11 protein-coding genes are annotated in these 14,288 nt (G+C 58.3%); 7 read left to right on the top strand and 4 right to left on the bottom strand.

Annotation, left to right across the window (positions count from 1 at the left end; genetic code table 11):
- The 4 genes from Q0025_RS01780 to Q0025_RS01765 form a co-directional block, all read left to right on the top strand.
- Positions 1-2,704 (top strand): vitamin B12-dependent ribonucleotide reductase (locus Q0025_RS01780; protein ID WP_297295387.1); only part of this gene is annotated, 2,704 nt, incomplete at its 5' end.
- A 65-nt stretch (positions 2,705-2,769) separates the two neighbouring features.
- Positions 2,770-3,765, top strand: a complete 996-nt coding sequence (locus tag Q0025_RS01775; protein WP_297295385.1) for a CBASS cGAMP-activated phospholipase — start codon at positions 2,770-2,772, stop codon at positions 3,763-3,765.
- Positions 3,766-3,767: 2 nt separating this feature from the next.
- Positions 3,768-5,162, top strand: a complete 1,395-nt coding sequence (locus tag Q0025_RS01770) for a CBASS cGAMP synthase (RefSeq protein WP_297295383.1) — start codon at positions 3,768-3,770, stop codon at positions 5,160-5,162.
- A gap of 376 nt (positions 5,163-5,538) precedes the next feature.
- Positions 5,539-6,567 carry an FkbM family methyltransferase gene (locus Q0025_RS01765; protein WP_297295381.1) on the top strand — a complete coding sequence of 343 codons (1,029 nt, stop codon included), beginning with the start codon at positions 5,539-5,541 and terminating at the stop codon, positions 6,565-6,567.
- 78 nt (positions 6,568-6,645) lie between these two features.
- On the opposite strand, the gene Q0025_RS01760 is transcribed toward Q0025_RS01765, so the two are convergent.
- The 3 genes from Q0025_RS01760 to Q0025_RS01750 form a co-directional block, all read right to left on the bottom strand.
- On the bottom strand, positions 6,646-7,239 hold the full coding sequence (locus Q0025_RS01760) for a hypothetical protein (RefSeq protein WP_297295379.1): 594 nt from the start codon (positions 7,237-7,239) through the stop codon (positions 6,646-6,648).
- 189 nt (positions 7,240-7,428) lie between these two features.
- The gene (locus Q0025_RS01755; RefSeq protein WP_297295377.1) at positions 7,429-8,859 is read right to left on the bottom strand and encodes an APC family permease; all 1,431 of its coding nucleotides are present in this window, start codon (positions 8,857-8,859) and stop codon (positions 7,429-7,431) included.
- Between the two features lie 419 nt (positions 8,860-9,278).
- The gene (locus Q0025_RS01750) at positions 9,279-10,832 is read right to left on the bottom strand and encodes a PLP-dependent aminotransferase family protein (RefSeq protein ID WP_297295375.1); all 1,554 of its coding nucleotides are present in this window, start codon (positions 10,830-10,832) and stop codon (positions 9,279-9,281) included.
- Between the two features lie 183 nt (positions 10,833-11,015).
- Between Q0025_RS01750 and Q0025_RS01745 the strand changes: the two genes are divergently transcribed.
- The 3 genes from Q0025_RS01745 (at position 11,016) to Q0025_RS01735 (ending at position 12,766) form a co-directional block, all read left to right on the top strand.
- Positions 11,016-11,528, top strand: a complete 513-nt coding sequence (locus Q0025_RS01745; protein ID WP_297295373.1) for an antibiotic biosynthesis monooxygenase — start codon at positions 11,016-11,018, stop codon at positions 11,526-11,528.
- A 145-nt stretch (positions 11,529-11,673) separates the two neighbouring features.
- Positions 11,674-12,120: a GFA family protein gene (locus Q0025_RS01740; RefSeq protein ID WP_297295371.1), complete on the top strand. Its 447-nt coding sequence runs from the start codon at positions 11,674-11,676 to the stop codon at positions 12,118-12,120.
- A 220-nt stretch (positions 12,121-12,340) separates the two neighbouring features.
- Positions 12,341-12,766 carry a group II truncated hemoglobin gene (locus tag Q0025_RS01735; protein WP_297295369.1) on the top strand — a complete coding sequence of 142 codons (426 nt, stop codon included), beginning with the start codon at positions 12,341-12,343 and terminating at the stop codon, positions 12,764-12,766.
- Positions 12,767-12,781: 15 nt separating this feature from the next.
- Here Q0025_RS01735 and Q0025_RS01730 read toward each other — a convergent pair whose 3' ends face one another.
- The gene (locus tag Q0025_RS01730) at positions 12,782-13,840 is read right to left on the bottom strand and encodes a LuxR C-terminal-related transcriptional regulator (protein ID WP_297295367.1); all 1,059 of its coding nucleotides are present in this window, start codon (positions 13,838-13,840) and stop codon (positions 12,782-12,784) included.
- Positions 13,841-14,288 lie beyond the last annotated feature (448 nt).

The raw sequence follows: 14,288 nt of genomic DNA, 5'->3' as shown, positions 1-14,288 counted from the left end.
GGTCAAGAAGGCACTGAAGGCCATCCTGCGTGCCTGCGTCAATTGCGAAGGCCCGAACGGCGATTGCTTCGAGCCGGAGAAGAACCCGGCGCTGAAGCGGGAGATCAAGCTCGCCCGCAAAGCCTCGGTGCCGGACGGCATGATCAAGAAGATCATCCAGTTCGCGCGCCAGGGCTATAAGGACATCGCCTTCGATACCTATACGACCGATTGGGATTCCGAGGCCTATCTCACCGTCTCCGGCCAGAACTCCAACAATTCGGTGCGCGTCACCGACGACTTCCTGCGCGCCGTCGATCGCGACGGCGACTGGACCTTGATCCGCCGCACCGACGGCAAGACCCACAAGACGCTGAAGGCGCGCGATCTGTGGGAGAAGATCGGCTATGCCGCCTGGGCCTCCGCCGATCCCGGCCTGCAATATCATACGACGATCAACGACTGGCACACCTGCCCGGCGGCCGGCCCGATCGTCGCGTCGAACCCCTGCTCCGAATATATGTTCCTCGACGATACCGCCTGCAATCTGGCGTCGTTGAACCTGCTGCCGTTCCGCGATCCGCAGACGAAGGTCTTCGACATCGAAGCCTACGAACATGCGGTGCGGCTGTGGACCGTCGTCCTCGAAATCTCGGTGCTGATGGCGCAATTCCCGTCGAAGGAAATCGCCCGCCTCTCTTACGAATACCGCACGCTCGGCCTCGGTTACGCGAATATCGGCGGCCTCTTGATGTCCTCCGGCATCGCCTATGATTCGGACGAAGGCCGCGCCATCTGCGCCGCGCTCTCGGCGGTCATGACCGGCATTTCCTACGCGACCTCGGCCGAGATGGCGCGCGAATTGGGGGCCTTCGCCCATTTCGCCGACAATCGCGAGCCGATGCTGCGCGTCATGCGCAACCACCGCCGCGCCGCGCGGGGCGAGGCCGCGGGCTATGAAAAGCTCGCAACCGCGCCGGTACCGCTCGACCGCAGCGCCCTGCCCGAGTCAGCGCTGGGCGAGCATGCCGTCGCCGCCTGGGACAAGGCCGTCTCGCTCGGTGAACAATTCGGCTATCGCAATGCGCAGGTCTCGGTCGTCGCGCCGACCGGCACGATCGGCCTCGTCATGGATTGCGACACGACCGGCATCGAGCCGGACTTTGCCCTCGTCAAATTCAAGAAGCTCGCCGGCGGCGGCTATTTCAAGATCATCAACCGCGCCGTGCCGGAAGGCCTGCGTGCGCTCGGCTATCGCGAATCGGAGATCGCCGAAATCGAGGTCTATGCCGTCGGCCATGCGTCGCTGCGCCAAGCGCCGGCGATCAATCCGACGAGCCTCAAGGCCAGGGGCTTCACCGACGCCAAGATCGAGGCGGTGGAAAAGGCCCTGGCCTCGGCCTTCGACATCAAATTCGTCTTCAACAAATGGACGCTCGGCGCCGACTTCCTGGTCAACGCCCTGCATGTGCCGGAAGAAAAGCTCGACGATCCGAGCTTCGATCTTTTGACCTTCCTCGGCTTCTCCAAGGCCGATATCGAAGCCGCCAATCTGCACGTCTGCGGCGCGATGACGGTCGAAGGCGCGCCGCATCTGAAGCCGGAGCATTATCCGGTCTTCGATTGCGCCAATCCCTGCGGGCGGATTGGCAAGCGCTACCTCTCGGTCGAGAGCCATATCCGCATGATGGCGGCGGCGCAGCCCTTCATCACCGGCGCGATCTCGAAGACGATCAACATGCCGAACGACGCCACCGTCGAGGATTGCAAGGAGGCTTACATGCTCTCCTGGCGCCTGGCGCTGAAGGCCAATGCGCTCTATCGCGACGGCTCGAAGCTTTCGCAGCCGCTCAACAGCCAGTTGATCGCCGACGAGGAGGAAGACGAGGACGAGGCCGTCGAGGCGCTCGTCGCCGCCAACGTCCCGGCCCGCGCCACCGCCGTCGCGGAGAAGATCGTCGAGCGCATCGTCGAGCGGGTCGAACGCCTGCGCGAGCGCGAGCGCCTGCCCGACCGGCGCAAGGGCTATACGCAGAAGGCGGTCGTCGGCGGCCACAAGGTCTATCTGCGCACCGGCGAATATGCCGACGGAAGGCTCGGCGAAATCTTCATCGACATGCATAAAGAAGGCGCCGCCTTCCGCTCGCTGATGAACAATTTCGCCATCGCCATCTCCGTCGGCCTGCAATATGGCGTGCCGCTCGAAGAATATGTCGATGCCTTCACCTTCACCCGCTTCGAGCCGGCGGGCCTCGTGCAGGGCAATGACGCGATCAAGAACGCGACCTCGATCATCGACTATGTGTTCCGCGAACTCGCCATCTCCTATCTCGGCCGCAACGATCTCGCCCATATCGACCAAAGCGACATCGGCCATGACGTGATCGGCAAGGGCGAGGCGCAGAGCCGCGCGCCGGAAAGCTCGCGCTATGTCTCGAAGGGCTTCGTGCGCAACAAGGCCGACAAGCTGATGCTGGTGCAATCGGCCGGCGGCGCGCCGGCGACGGCGCTGAAGAAGAATCTCGAAAACGAGATCGAGGCCGAACTCGACGCGCTCGACTGGTCGGTCGCCACCGAACAGACGAGCGTTGCCGACCGGCGCAGCGAGGCGCGGATGAAAGGCTATACCGGCGAAGCCTGCCCCGAATGCAACAACTTCACCTTGGTTCGCAACGGGACATGCTTGAAATGCGACACCTGCGGCGCGACGACGGGGTGTAGCTAGACGAATCACTCACTTGATCAATCAATCGCGCCCGAAATAATTGCCTGGCACTTCAGGATTAGGCGATGCCCGAGAGATTCAACATTCTTTCGCTTAGCGGAGGTGGATTTCTCGGGCTGTACACAGTGTCCGTACTCGCGAGGCTTGAAGAGATCTACGAAGCGCCGATCGCGAAAAGCTTCGAATTATTAGCTGGAACCTCGGTCGGCGGTATTATTGCTCTCGGTTTGGCAAATGAAGTTCCCGCAAAGCGCATCCAAGCGGCTTTTGAAAAACATGGGGCCACTATCTTCTCAAATCGTGCCGCGCCTTCGTCGTTTTTCGATTCACTATTGGATATTGGAAGGTCCGCCCTCCGACCTAAATACGACGATGGAAATCTACATGACACCATCACCGAAATCGTTGGCGTAACAACAAAAATGGCCGATTTGAAGCATCCTGTAATAGTCCCCGCGGTCAACCTCTCCAAAGGCCTTCCTCAGATTTTCAAAACCGGTCATCATCCGGATTTTCGCGTCGATCCGAAAAGAAACGTGGTCGATGTTGCATTGGCTACGTCAGCAGCGCCAACCTATTTCCCGATTGCGGAAATTAACGATGAGCTGTTTGCGGATGGCGGCCTGTATGCGAACTCTCCTGACTTACTAGCGTTACATGAGGCAGAGCACTTTTTGAGTCAGAAAGTCGGAAACATTCATGTACTCAGTATCGGCACCACGACATCGCAATTTTCGTTTGCTCACGCACATGGGCGCCGACTCGGTTTATTGGGCTGGCTCACCGATCAACGTCTAGTGAACGTTATGATTGCCTCACAACAGCATTCCGTAAACTACATGATGGGGCATCGACTAGGAAATCGCTATTTGCGTTTGGATGCTTCGCAATCCAAAGAGCAAGAACGACATCTCGCGCTTGACGTCGCGACTAAGGACGCACAAAAAACCGTCCGTGCACTTGCGGCAAGTACCGTCCAGGAAAACATCAATAACGCCCAACTTCAAAGCTTCTTCCTACACAACGCGGCTACGCCTGTGTTTTTCAATAACGGACTCTGACAATGGGCGCCGCTTCATCTCTTTTCTTCAGTTCGAATGATAGCGAGAAAGAAACTCTGCATCGCCGCAGCACTCCTTCAAATGACCAATTTGACGAGCAACAAGATCGCTGGAACGCCCTTGCTAGGCATCTCATCACAGACTTGAAGGAGCGTAGCGGATATGCGCTTCGAAGCTGGCTACAGGGCTCATATAAGTTCGGCACGCAAATTAGGCCTGTTCGAAAAGGCGAGGAATTTGACATTGATCTTGGCATTTACTTTCAGTGGGAAGGTAGACCTGTTGACGGAAAACACAGCCCCGCTACGCTGAAATCCTTTATCCAAGATAGCCTTTTAGCCTACGCTAACGATGATTCAGAGGACGTAATCGAGGTTTGCGACCCCAAGCCTCGATGTGGTCGAATCCGCTACCAAAATAACTTTCACATCGATGTCCCAAGTTACCATCTCGACGACTCGAAAGATGCCCGCGCACTAGCGACGGAGGAAGGCTGGGAAACTAGCGATCCTAAGGCTATTTATCTTTGGTTTAAGGACTTGTTTGATGACGCAACAAGAGCAAAAGTACGGCGTCAGGTAAGATATATGAAAGTATGGGCTGCTTTGAAGTTTCAAGATATCAAAAAGCGCCCGTCCTCAATTTTGCTGACCGTTCTCGTCGCCGAGGCGGCTGAGTCTTTGGGCTCAGAGAATATCGGGGCAGACGATGAGACGCTACGCGACATCATTGATTCAATAATTGATCGATTGAACAACGATCAAGTGGTGCTCAATCCCATTAACTCGTCGGAAAATTTGGTACGGCTTTCCGCCGCAGAGATGAGTGCATTTCAAAAAGAGCTTGATATCCTTTGGGACATCGCTCACCGCGCGGCCGCTGCCGAATCTGAGTGGAACGCAGCCGATATCTGGCAGGAAGCTTTTGAATATTTATTTCCGTTACCAGAGGATACAAATACTATTCTCGAAAAATCGAGGAATCTTCCTGTTCCCGTCACAATGCCACAAATCAAAGTAACTGCTAAGTCGAGAAATAACGTTTTTGCCAAGCCTTTCACAGACATGAACCGAATAGGGCCAATTCCAAAAAATTGCGATATCGAGTTTGAGATTATTAATTCGCCTGACCTGCCTCGAAATAGCAAAATCGTTTGGATGGTACGGAACGAAGGGCCAGAGGCCGAACAGGTGAATGATTTGGGGCATGTAAAAAGGGAGGGATTGAAAGCGAGCGAAACTTCAGCCTATCGAGGAACCCATTTTATGGATTGTTTCGTCAAACTCTCCGGTCAGACGATTGCTATGCGACGCGTGCCTGTCATCATTACGGGACAGGAAATGCCCTCCCGCAATCCAAAGAAACCGAGTTGGACTGCTTTGAGAGGTCGCCGCTAGAACTGACGGCACCGATTCCGGATGGGCCCCCGAACATTACACGCCGCCCAAGATCAGGCCTCACGTCCGTGGAAAATACATGTCGTACTCCAGCCAATAGGCGAGCACCGACGTGATCAGGATCAGCGCAAGCCCGACAATCTCGGACGCATCGACGGGCCTTGCCGCGCTCGAACGCCATGATGAGCAAGATCACCGTGGCGATGCCGATCGCAAGCCAGGCGCCAACATGCGCGGGATCGGCCTCGAACTCAGTTCGGGGCGTTTTTCTTTTTAGGACAAAAAGTTGAGCGCTTCCGGATAGCGGCTGCGAACTGCGGCCGCGGCATGGCATCAAAGGCTTGACCGGCATGCCATTCCGGGATGAGCTGCGATCATGAGCGATCTCTATTCCGAGGCGAAGGCCAAGCGTTTTAGCCAGTATGCCGGTGATGCGAAAGCATGGATCATCGAACGCAGCGGCCGTGTGATTCTCGGATCGGCCGGCGACCTTGATCCGGCGGGGTTCGCAGAGATTTCCTTGGTCAAGGTGGGGTTGCGCTTCGCCTGGCTGCGCTGTCTCAAGGCCATCGGCATCCGGCAGATCGTAAGCAAGAGCGGGCTCGGCTATCCGTTCGTCTGCCAGATCGGCGATCTCGCCGAACATCCGTTTTATATTCGCGACGCCTACCAAAAGGAGCTGGAGCTCTGCGCGGCCTGGTTGCGGCAGGAGCGCAGCGAAGCCGTCGTCTATGACGTCGGCGCGAACAGCGGCTTCTTTTCCTGTCAGCTCGCCCAAATGCTCGCCGATCGGCCGGTGCGGATCTATGCCTTCGAGGCCGTGCCGACGACGTTTGCCGCGCTCGCGAGCGCCGTAGGCCGCCTCGGCTTGCAGGAAAAGGTCTTTCCTTTTCCGGCCGCGGTCCGGGATAAGGCCGGGCCGACCCAACTCACCTATTCCAAACAAAAATCGCTCTGCTCGCAGGTTACGCCGAACGGGCTCAACAAAAACATCGGGGACTATCTCACCCATGCCGTCGGGATCACCTTGAATGAATTTCAATTAAGTTCCGGCGCGCGCCCGGCTTTGATCAAGATCGATGTCGAGGGGAGCGAACAGTCGGTCTTGCGCGGCGCAGATACATTGCTGTCGCGGCCGGACCGGCCGGCGATTCACTTCGAATATAATCCATCGACCGCCGCGCAAAGCGGCGAATCCTTGGAAGCGTTTCCAAGCCTGCTCGGCGGGTACAAGCTTTATTACGTCGACGATCTATCGGGGCAAAAATTTCCGCTCGGCCATCCGATGAACGCAAGCGCGTTGAAATCCGTCGATTGGCTATGCAACCTTTTTGCCGTTCCCGAGGGAGAAGAGTCCGAATCCCGCTGGGCATCGGCGCTGGCCGAGGCGCGACGCCGAATCTAGCAGAGGCAAACGCGACGCTCGAATCATTGCAACGCCGTCACTGCCGAGCGCCTGCCGGAATGCGATTCGTACTCTGCCTCACGCCCCCGGAAAATACATGTCGTGTTCGAGCCAATAGGCAAGCACGGACGTGATCATGATGAGCGCCAGCCCGATGTAGCTCGGGCGCATCGAGTCTGGCTTGGCGCGCTCGAATGCCATCATGAGCAAGATGACGACGACGGTCGCGATGTCGATCGCGAGCCAGGCGCCGACATGCACGCCGCGGACCTGGTTGACCGCCGTCCAGGCGATGTCGATCAGCATGAGCACGAGGATCGATCCGTAGAAGCGCTGCCAGCGGTGCGGCGCCAGCGACCGCGACATGGTGAAAAAGCAGCAGCCTTGCAGCAGGAACATGATGCTGTCGAAGAGCAGGTAGCCGGGAACGAAGGTCAGCGCCGTCTTCGGGCTGAGATAGGCCGAGTAGAAATATTCGGCCATGCTCTCGAAGAATTGAAAGAAGATGATCATGAAGGCCAGCAAGGCCGGCGCGCGCTCCCAGCGCAGCGGCTGGCTCTGGTCGTCGCTGGCGAAGGATTTCAGCGCTTCGCCAAGCGCCAGCGCCAGGATGATGGTGAAAGCGCCTTGGAAGAAATTGATCGTATGGATGACGTCGCCGCGGATCGGCATAGCGCGAACCCCGAGATGGACACGAAGGAGGCTGGGGCGCGAAACGCGGTCCGCCCCCATGGAGGGTCTATCGTGTCATCTGCGGTAGCGGCGCCGCTGCCGAGGGTCAACCGCCCCCTCAACCATCGCCACGGCTTTGCGCCGGTCAAGCAAAAGCGGGCCGCCGAGGCGGCCCGCCTTTGAAGGCGCTTATTCGGCGCCGACGCCCAAGGCGCTCAGCGGCGTCGTCGCCGCCTCGATCGTGCCCAAGGATTCGAGATCGTGCTCGATCCCCTGCAAGACCTTCGGCGCCCGCGTCTTCAGGACGAAGAACCAGACGGCGCCGGCCAGCATGTAGGCCAAGAAGCCCCAGGGGAAGTAATTGTAGGGCACCGCCGGCACCGGATAGACGCTGCCGAAAAAGGCGAGCGCCATCGACACCGCGCCGAGGGCGCCCAGGATCACCGTGCCGGCCGTGAGATTGCCTTCCCGATAGAGAAGCACCGGCGCCGCGATCGAGCACAGGAGATAGACGAAGATGAAGCCGAAGGTGGCAATCGTGCCGAAATAGCCGACGAGGTTCGTCTCCCCGGCCCGCGCGAAGGCGATGCACAGCACGGCATTCAAGACGGTGCCCACGGCCACCGCGAAATACGGCGTCGCGTGCTTTTCATGGACGGCGCCCATCGACCGGTGCACGAATTCGTACCGTCCGAGCGAGAACAGCATCCGAGCGAAGGCCGTGAGCTGGCCGAGCGAGCAGGCAAAGCAACTGATCATCGCGGCAAAGTAGATGAAGGTGACAACCATACCACCGAGATTCGACGCCGCGGCAACGTCGGACAGCGGGGCCGCACTGGCACCAAGCTTGCCGGCGTCGTCGTGGAAGCCCATGGCGATGATCACCGTGGTAGCGACGAAGAAAACGCCGACGACGATCGCCGTCGCGACAATGGCGCGTGGCACCACGACCTCCGGATTGCGGATTTCCTTTGACAAGGTCGCAGCGCTCTCGAAGCCGACCCAGGAGAAAATGGCAAATACGATCGGCGGGGCGATCGTACCGAACGAGGCGCCGGAGAGGTGAACTTGCGCCATGTCGATCTTGAAGCCGACGGATTTCCAAATCAGGAAACAGACGACGATGATCGCACCGACCGAGAGCGCCTCCAGCGTCAAGCCGAAGCGCGTCGAGAGCTTCACGTCGCGATAGGCGAGGACAAAGATCAACGCCGACACGGCGATATAAATGACGAAATCGGGCGGCATGATTTTCACGCCGATGGCCCCGAAAAAGTCTTTAAAGAAGATCGATGTCGCCACTGTCAGCGCCACCGCGGTGAAGAGATAGGCGGCGAGCATCGCCCAGCCCGAGAGAAGTCCCCACGACGGCCCAAGCGTGCGCGAGACATAAAGAAAGAACGAGCCTGCGGCGGGAATGCGTTTGGCGAGTTTTGCAATGTTAATCCCGACGATCGTGACACTGATCGTCGCGAGGAGATAGACGAGCCAGGAATTCGCGCCGGCCATGCCGCCGACGACCGCCACACCCAGGGCGGGCGTAAAGGTTGGGGAAAGACTGCAGACCGATTGGCCTACCGCCTCGACGAGAGACAGATTGTTTCGACGAAGTTCGGACATTCGACACCTATTCATTCCAAAGTCATTGCAGGTATCCGGCGTCGAATGATCCGATGCGTCAGCAGCATTCGAAGACTTTGCACGCTGTCGCATTCGTCACGATTCAACCCCGGCCGATACTGACAAGAGTTCAGACCACTTCTCTTGAGGCCGTCTCGCGGATTGCAAGTCGCATGCCTCGATCAGTGCCATGAGGTTGAGTTTGGAACGACATCGCAACGGATACCTAGATCCTGTTGCGTCGATTCCGATGGGGCCAGGATTTCGCACATTTCATGCGCGATTCTGTATGTACAAAACTCACGTTCGATTACTTTGGCGGCAGAAATGATAAATGATTATGCAGATGCGCTCGATCGACGCAGCTACCTTCTGCGGCTCTGCATTTGACGTCGTTGCGCGGTTCTTGACCAGCGCGCCTAATTTCGACGCGCCGCTTTATCCTCGCGGTCGCCGTTGTGCCTCGACAATTGCCCTGTCCGAGCGGTCCGACGTGTTTTGAGAGCGGCTGCAACGCGGCTGATCGCTTCGCGGATGTCTTCCGCCGAAAGACATGTATATCCGAGAACGATCGCCCGGTCGCGAAAACGTCTCGCCTTGCCGTATTCGAAAGCCGCCGACGCCAGCAGCGGGTAGAGCCCGACCTCGCAAGCGAGCGCGCGACGTTGGATTTCGTCGGGATCCGGCAGATCTCGGGGGACCATCCACATCATATGCATTCCGCCTTCGGTGCCGGACAAAAGACTTCCTGGGAAGCGGTCGTGGATTTCCTCCACCAAGGCATCGCGCGCCGCCATATAGGAACGCCGGATACGCCGCAGATGACGAAGGAACGCACCCTCGTTGAGAAAATCGGCAATGACGGCTTGCTCAAGCCAAGGCGAGCAATTGTCGAGCAGCGCCTTGACGATACGCGCCTGGTCGACCAGATGATGCGGCAGGACGACATAGCCAATCCGAATCGCCGCGCCGATCGACTTCGAAAACGTGCCGAGATAGATCACCTGCCCGCGTCGATCGAGGCCGGCGAGCGCCACCAAGGGCGGCCCGTCGTAGCGGAAATCGCTGTCGTAATCATCTTCGATAATATAGCTGCCGGTACGATAGGCCCAATCCAGCAGGTGCAGCCGGCGATCGAGACTCATTGTGTAGCCGGTCGGAAATTGATGCGAGGGCGTGACATAGATCAGATTGCCGAGAAAGCCTTCGAGCTCGGAAACATCGAGGCCGTTCTCGTCGATACGAATTGGATGTATTTGCGCGCCATAGCTGCCGAATAAGAATGCCGCGCCCTGATAGGATGGATTTTCAACCGCGACGGCCGATTGCGCCGTGCCGCTGAGGAAAACCCGCGCCAATAGATTGAGCGCGCCTTGAATGCCAGCGGTGATGATAATTTGATCAGGAACCGCGTCGATCCCGCGCGTCGCGCGCAGATGATCGGCAATGGCTTCCCGTAAGGCGCGAAGGCCGCGCGGATCGCCGTATTCCGTCATCGCGCCGCGCGCATAGGTAAGATGTTGCGTGAGCGACTTTTGCCAGAAATGGGTGGGAAAGCTTTTGGGATGCGGCCGGCCGACAAAAAAATCGAATTTCGGGCGCATCGATCGCTCGCGCCAAAGTTCAGGCGAGCGACCGACGAAGCTCGGGATCTTGCCGAGCCGAATGCGCTTCCCGGTCGGGACAACCGCCGTATGGGCGTTGCGCACCAATACGCTCGCGTCGGGAAGCCTGTCGTTGACGAAGGTCCCGGCTTTGATCTGCGAGGTAATATAGCCCTCGGCGATCAAACGCTCGTAGGCGAGAACGACGGTATTTCTGGCCACATGCAATTGCTCTGCGATGCTTCGCGTCGAGGGCAATCGCTCTCCGGCCTTGAGTGTCGCGCTCAAGATCATTTGGCGGATGATTTCGTAGAGCTGCAATTGCAGCGGCCGCTCATCCTTGCGATCGATGGAAATCAACAACTGCATGGACGGACCTCGGACGTGCCATCGTCTTCGCAAAGGCAGTGCCAGCCCTCAAATCCGGCTTAAGTCAGCCTTGCAATCTGGCTCCATAATATTTCTCGATGCTGGCACTACCAGCAGACCACATTATTTCTAATGCTTGCTCCGCGGTCAATTGGACTGCGTTTGCGTGAGCAGAGGTCCGCAATGTCCATTTATCTCAGCATGCAGCGCGTGCGCTTCTCAAGCGCGGATGGATATGAGAAGTTCAAGGTCATCTTCGCAGACACGCGCAATCATCTCATGAAGCTTCCGGGCTTTCTGCATCTGACGTGGTGGGTGCATCCGGAAGACCCCACCTGGTTCAACGAAGTCAGCTTCTGGATCAATCGCCAATCGCTGCGCGACTGGCACATGAACATCTATCATAAGCACGCCAAGGAATGGGCCGCACGCGGCGCGATCATGGAAGACATCATCACGAATTTCGAGCTTCAAGGTACAAGATTGTTACGCGTTTGCCCCTGCTGCGGCCACGTGGAGGACAAGGCGTTTGAGCTCAATCAGGAGCAGAAGACGCTCGCCGAGCCCTGCCCGAAATGCAGCTTCACCTTCCCGGTCATGGCGCCGACGCCCAGCAGTTTCGCGGTGTTCAAGGATATCGCGACCCCGATCGACGCGCCTGCGCCGGCTGAGGCGAAAAGCACGGTTCCGGCCTGATTGCAGATCAATGGGGTTGTGGGCCTGCGAACGACGTCGCGACAGTATGGAAGAGACGAGGCAACGAAGGATTGCCTCTTCATGATGCCCGCAGGCATCATGGACTCGTTCCCCCCGCCCAATTAGCCTCCTCACACGGGCGGTCATGATGGCCGACGGGCGGAGCTTTGCTCGTGCACCGGGTCAGAGAGGCAGCGTGTTGGGGGGATGCTTGTGCGGCGCGGTTCGGTATCGCCTGACCGCCGAACCGAAAGTTTCAGTCAATTGCCATTGCTCCATGTGCCGGCGGCACAGCGGCGCCGCCTTCCTCACCTATGCCGCTGTCGATCGAGCCGCCTTTCAGATCGAGCGCGGCGAATTGGCACCCTATCGCTCATCCGCCGACGCGATCCGCTCGCACTGCGCTTCGTGCGGAAGCCCGTTGACCTTCGTCTTCGATGCCGAGCCGGAAACCGTGTGGGTGACGGTCGGAACGCTGGATAATCCCGACCTCGCCGCGCCGGTCGAGAACTGGTTCGTTCGCGACAAGGCCCAATGGACAAGGCTCGACACAGCGCTGAAGGCCTGGCCGGGTCCGCCCGAGCCCTCATAGCGGCCAGCCGCGACCGGCGATGAGGCCCTTCAAGGACGCATCGTGCGGCGCCGTGATACCCATCGGCATCATGGACTTCTCGCTTGGCTGAGACTTAACCTTTCTCGGCAAACGAAGGCGCATTCTCGCGCACGGGCTCAAGGTCTTCACGCGGCGGCGCGGCCTCGCAGCGGGTCGGCGAACCGCCTGCCGCTGAACCAGGCGCAAGCGGACGGTCACAATGACGGCAAACGAAAGCCTCTATGAGCGGATCGGCGGCGCGCCGGTTCTGCATCGGCTCGTCACTATTTTCTACGATTTGGTCGAAACCGATCCCGCGGCGGAAATCCTGAACCTTCTGCATCTGCGCGGGCATGGCGTCGCCCATTCGCGCATCGAGCAGTTCAATTTCCTGTCCGGATTCCTCGGCGGCCCGCAGCTCTATATCGAGAAACACGGGCATTCCAACGTTCGCGAAATGCACCGGCATGTTCAGGTTGGCCCCGCCGAGCGGGATGCTTGGCTTTTGTGCATGGCGCGCGCCATCGAGAAGACGAAGATCGACGCCGGCGTCTCGGCTCTGCTGATGAAACATTTCCGCAGCGTCGCAGACGCTCTCGAACGGGAGAATCACGTCAATGAACAACGGCGCCGCGCGACGTCGTAGCGCGTTTCCTTAGAATCACGCGTCCTGGAAGACCGGGATGAATTTTTTCACCAGCGCGCGCTCGGAGATTACGTCCGCCTTCCGGTAAATTCGCGAACGGCAATTCTTGATCGTGCCCTTGCTGATGTGCAGTCTCTGGGCGATTTGCCCGGTGCTATGGCCCGTCATGATCAGGGCGAGCACTTCACGTTCGCGCTTGGTAAAATTCTGCAAGCTCGCGGCGATGCGGTTGACGTGCTCCGGCACCTCTTTCGAGAACGAACGCGGCTCCAGCACGAACATCCGTCCCGCGGGAGCAAGTGGAAAATATCTGTCGAGATTCTCGAGCTTCAGCACGAAATCCTTGAGCAGGAATGTCTGCACCGTCTCGCTGGCTCGGGCGGCACGAACCGTCGGCTCGATCGTCGCGTCGGACGCAATCGCGTCGCTCCAGGATTCGTTGGCGTAAACCTCGACGCCAAAACGATCCTGAATGAGCGTGGGGCGTTTGATGAATCCTTTGACCTCGACATCGTTTTTATACCGCAGCCCGTTGAAGAGCCAACCAAGATGGGCGCGATGATAGCCGTCGAGCGCGGGAAACATCAGCTCCGCGCGGCGAACATCCGCTTGCGAGAAACGGCCCTTCTCGCGCTCGAGAAACAAACCGAGGCAGCAATGCCCGACGGTCGTGAAAAACATGCCCAATTCATCGGAAATTTTCGCGGCCTCGCGAAATATCTTGGCATAGATGATGGATTCGAGGCTTGCGTTTTCGAGGCCAGACAAGGTCAAAACGCCGGGTTTTTCCCATGTCTTCCAGTATTGCGAAAACGGATCGATATTCAGACATTCCTTGTTATAGAACTGCACGATGTCATCGGGGACGTTGTGCGTATACAAAACGTCCGGCGGCGCGACGCGGGAATAACGGATGATCCAACAGGATTCGTGCGGGATCGTCGCGCCGAAAAGATTGACGAGTTCCCGATGGAATCCATCATGACCGATCGACATGGCGACACGACCGCTGAGCTGGAACCATTGCTCGTCGTTCAAGCGAACGAGCGGAAATTCCTTGCCTGCCTCGGGCATTTCGCAATGCCATCTAACCGTAGACGGATCCGATTCAGATAACATCTTCATTGCTCTGTCGCCGAAATGTAGAAACGGCCGACGCTCGGCTCGTCGCTTCCTTGAGAAGGCGTAGCAAATCTCGTTCCAAAATCGACGTGACGAAGCCTTCGGCTTCCCCATCGTTTGAGCGCGAGCGTCGCGATTTCGGCAAGGTCTCCGAATCGGGCACGCGCAACGAAATGGGCGAAGTAGGTCGCGGGATAACAAGATCCCTCGCTTGAGCGAAAACGCCGGCCGGATTCGCACCTCGGCCTGCACAGAGCGTGTGTTCGCAAATTTGGGCTCCTCCGGCACGATTAGGCGCTCTTTTTCGGCGCCATTTGGCCACTTATTCTTCTCTAATTACACTCTACTCCTTCCCGCCTGACAGGCAACAGGAGCGAACATCGGTTCGCTCCTCCTCGCA

It is taken from the genome of uncultured Methylovirgula sp. (genome assembly GCF_947646745.1).
Lineage (GTDB): Bacteria > Pseudomonadota > Alphaproteobacteria > Rhizobiales > Beijerinckiaceae > Methylovirgula.
The sequence above is the reverse complement of the archived record's forward strand: the minus strand, read 5'-3'. Positions and strand labels throughout refer to the sequence as shown.

What these genes read in the sequence shown, in the direction of transcription:
- Q0025_RS01740 (WP_297295371.1), top strand. Translation starts at nt 11,674, where the DNA reads ATGATGGCCGACGGGCGGAGCTTTGCTCGTGCACCGGGTCAGAGAGGC.
- Q0025_RS01730 (WP_297295367.1), bottom strand. Translation starts at nt 13,840, where the DNA reads ATGCCCGAGGCAGGCAAGGAATTTCCGCTCGTTCGCTTGAACGACGAG.
- Q0025_RS01755 (WP_297295377.1), bottom strand. Translation starts at nt 8,859, where the DNA reads ATGTCCGAACTTCGTCGAAACAATCTGTCTCTCGTCGAGGCGGTAGGC.
- Q0025_RS01760 (WP_297295379.1), bottom strand. Translation starts at nt 7,239, where the DNA reads ATGCCGATCCGCGGCGACGTCATCCATACGATCAATTTCTTCCAAGGC.
- Q0025_RS01775 (WP_297295385.1), top strand. Translation starts at nt 2,770, where the DNA reads ATGCCCGAGAGATTCAACATTCTTTCGCTTAGCGGAGGTGGATTTCTC.
- Q0025_RS01745 (WP_297295373.1), top strand. Translation starts at nt 11,016, where the DNA reads ATGTCCATTTATCTCAGCATGCAGCGCGTGCGCTTCTCAAGCGCGGAT.
- Q0025_RS01770 (WP_297295383.1), top strand. Translation starts at nt 3,768, where the DNA reads ATGGGCGCCGCTTCATCTCTTTTCTTCAGTTCGAATGATAGCGAGAAA.
- Q0025_RS01735 (WP_297295369.1), top strand. Translation starts at nt 12,341, where the DNA reads ATGACGGCAAACGAAAGCCTCTATGAGCGGATCGGCGGCGCGCCGGTT.
- Q0025_RS01765 (WP_297295381.1), top strand. Translation starts at nt 5,539, where the DNA reads ATGAGCGATCTCTATTCCGAGGCGAAGGCCAAGCGTTTTAGCCAGTAT.
- Q0025_RS01750 (WP_297295375.1), bottom strand. Translation starts at nt 10,832, where the DNA reads ATGCAGTTGTTGATTTCCATCGATCGCAAGGATGAGCGGCCGCTGCAA.